The organism is Mycobacterium sp., from assembly GCF_036488105.1.
In the GTDB taxonomy this organism is placed as follows: Bacteria; Actinomycetota; Actinomycetes; order Mycobacteriales; family Mycobacteriaceae; genus Mycobacterium.
The window spans coordinates 1-2,655 of record NZ_DASXHW010000397.1; the positions used below are offsets into that span (position 1 = coordinate 1).

Genomic DNA, 2,655 nt, shown 5'->3' on the forward strand with positions numbered 1-2,655 from the left:
TACATGGCCGAACGCTGCAGCGCCCACATCCGGTCGACCAGTGGGTCCTGGGCGGTGCGAAACGGGGCGCCCTGCAGTACGTCGACCGCCACCACCACGTGACCGCGACGACGCAGGTCGATCAGCGCCAGCGCAAATTCGGTGTCCAGCAGCGTCGAGAACCCGACGACGATCGCACCCGACGGAATTGCCGCCCGAGGGGCCAATGTTCCTGTGGTGCTTTCGAATTCATCGCCAGCGTCGAGGACGGTGTGGAGCACCCGGTAGAACTGGCGTTGCCCGATGTCGGCACCCAGCCAGCGGGGTCTTCGGCCACCGAGCGCGACGATGCCGGCCCGGTCACCGTTTCGCAGCGCGGTCTGCACCACCTGGGCGGCGCCGCGGACAATCCGCTCGGTGGCGACCGTAGCGGGGCCGGCAGGCTGCGGATATCCGTCGATCAGCACAACCACGTCCGCGGACCGATCAGTCAATCGCTGAGTCACGTGCAGGCGGCCGCGACGGGCGCTCACCGGCCAGTTGACGGTGCGCAGTTGGTCGCCCGGCACATAGGTGCGGATGTCGGCATATTCGACGCCGCGGCCGATGTGCCGGGTCAAGTGGATGCCCAGCCGGTCGAGCAGTTCGGTCGGCGGCAGCGCCGTCGGCTGCGGCGGCGTCATCGGGAAGACGGTCACCTCAGCCGCGTCGACGGTTCCCGTGCCGACCAGTAACCCGCCATGCGCGACAACCTCGACCGTGGCGTGGACCGGATAGCGTCCCCAACGTTCGGCGCCGGCGGTCAGCGTCAGGCGCCGGTCAGATGTCCGCTGGACAACCTCGAGTGGCATTCCATCGATCGCTGACACGGTGAGTTCTATTGCGGTACCTAATGTTTGAGTGTCTGCCCAAAAAGTCAGCTGAGTCTGCTCGGCTTCGAAGCAGCGCTGCGAACCGGGTTCGGCGTGGACGTTGACTTTCGGCAACGGCCGCTGCCAGCTGATTGAACAGAGCACGCCCAGCAGTGGTGCGGCGAAAGCGATGAGCTGCCAGCACGACCTGATCAAGCCGACGGCCAGGGCGAACGCAGCGCACGTGGCGATCGCGCGCGTCAATGCTGATGCGCGCCAACGTAGCTGAACTTCCCGAATCTCGGCCACGCGGACTTACTGCGGGCCGCCGCGCGTTCGTGGAACCGGCAACCGCCGCAGCAGCTCCTCGACGATATCCGAACCCTGGATCTTCCTCACCCACATCTCCGGTCGCAACGTAATCCGGTGCGCCACAGCGGGCGTGGCGAGTGCCTTGATGTCTTCGGGGATCACGTAATCGCGGCCGAGAAGCAGCGCGCGAGCCCGCGCAAGCTGCACCAGATCGAGCTCCGCACGCGGGCTGGCCCCCACCGCAACCTGCGGGTGGTGCCGTGTCGCGGCGGCCAGCGACACCACATAGTGCAGAACGTCGTCATGCACGCTCACCTGCTCGACGGACTCGCGCATCGCCAGCAGATCATGCGCATCCACAACCTGATTGACCGTCGGCTCCGCCGATCCCCGATCCAGGCGGCGGCGCAGCATCCAGGCCTCGTCTTGCTCGGAGAGGTAGCGCAGTTCGAGCCGTACCGCGAAGCGATCCAGCTGTGCCTCCGGTAGTGGATATGTGCCCTCGTATTCGATCGGGTTGTCGGTCGCCAGCACAATGAAGGGTTCGGGCAGAGGGTGGGTGGTGCCGTCGATGCTGACCTGGCGTTCGGCCATCGCTTCCAGAAGCGCCGCTTGGGTTTTGGGTGGTGTGCGGTTGATTTCATCGGCCAGCAACAAGTTGGTGAAGATCGGGCCGGGACGGAATTCGAAGTGGCCGGACTGCATGTCGTAGACGGTCGAGCCGAGCAGGTCCGCGGGTAGCAGATCGGGTGTGAACTGGACTCGGGTGAAGTCCAGCCCGAGCGCCGCGGCGAAGGACCGGGCGATCAGGGTTTTACCCAGGCCGGGCAGATCTTCGATCAGCACGTGCCCGCGCGCGAGCACCGTCGTGAGAATGAGCGTGAGCGCCGAGCGCTTACCCACCACGACGCGCTCGATCTCGTCGAGCACCGCTACCGCGCGGGCCGTGGTTGCCGGCATGGCCGTCTCTGAAGTCATATCCGCCGCTTACCCGTTGTCATACCTGCTCCAACCGTTCCAGGATTTCCTCCAGCGTCGCGCGGCCCGGCCCGGGTTCACTCGCACCGGTGTGCGCAACATTGTTCGGGTTCACCCACGCCCACAGCTCGGCGCCGAAAAGTGTTCGCCCCGTGGCATCAAACGCCGCCGGATCCTTGGCCTGCTTTTGTCCCGTCGCAATCGCGAACCGCCGCGCCAGCATTGGGCGCAAATGCCGGTCCCAATCGGCCCGGGTTGATTCCGAGCGGTGAATCAGCGTCTGAGTCCGCGACAACCAACTGCGCAGCGATTCCTCGAGAGCGTTCGGAATCATCGACGGCGTCGGTTCGAAATCGCGCCCAAGGAACTGGCGCACACTCATCAACGCGAAAAGCACTGCGGCACCTGCTGCCCAGAACACAAGCCGGTGATCGTGCAGCGACAGCGCCGCCAGCTCCGCGCTCAGCACCAGGGAAACACCAAGTGCAATCAGTCTTTTCATACCGTACTCCGCATGTCGGCCAGAGTCAGCTGT

General features: G+C 65.3%; 3 protein-coding genes. All 3 read right to left on the reverse strand.

The genetic code is table 11. From position 1 onward, the window contains the following. Nucleotides 1-1,139 (reverse strand): DUF58 domain-containing protein (locus VGH54_RS21025; RefSeq protein WP_331514021.1); only part of this gene is annotated, 1,139 nt, incomplete at its 3' end. Nucleotides 1,140-1,145: 6 nt separating this feature from the next. Then, a complete protein-coding gene (locus VGH54_RS21030; protein ID WP_331514023.1) occupies nt 1,146-2,102 on the reverse strand; it encodes a MoxR family ATPase in 957 nt (318 codons plus the stop codon). Between the two features lie 37 nt (nt 2,103-2,139). Continuing rightward, nucleotides 2,140-2,622, reverse strand: coding sequence for a hypothetical protein (locus VGH54_RS21035; protein WP_331514022.1), 483 nt, complete (start codon nt 2,620-2,622; stop codon nt 2,140-2,142). Nucleotides 2,623-2,655: the final 33 nt, after the last annotated feature.

Bases quoted from the DNA above. Each gene is read 5' to 3' on its own strand.
- VGH54_RS21030 (WP_331514023.1), bottom strand. From the start codon at position 2,102: ATGCCGGCAACCACGGCCCGCGCGGTAGCGGTGCTCGACGAGATCGAG.
- VGH54_RS21035 (WP_331514022.1), bottom strand. From the start codon at position 2,622: ATGAAAAGACTGATTGCACTTGGTGTTTCCCTGGTGCTGAGCGCGGAG.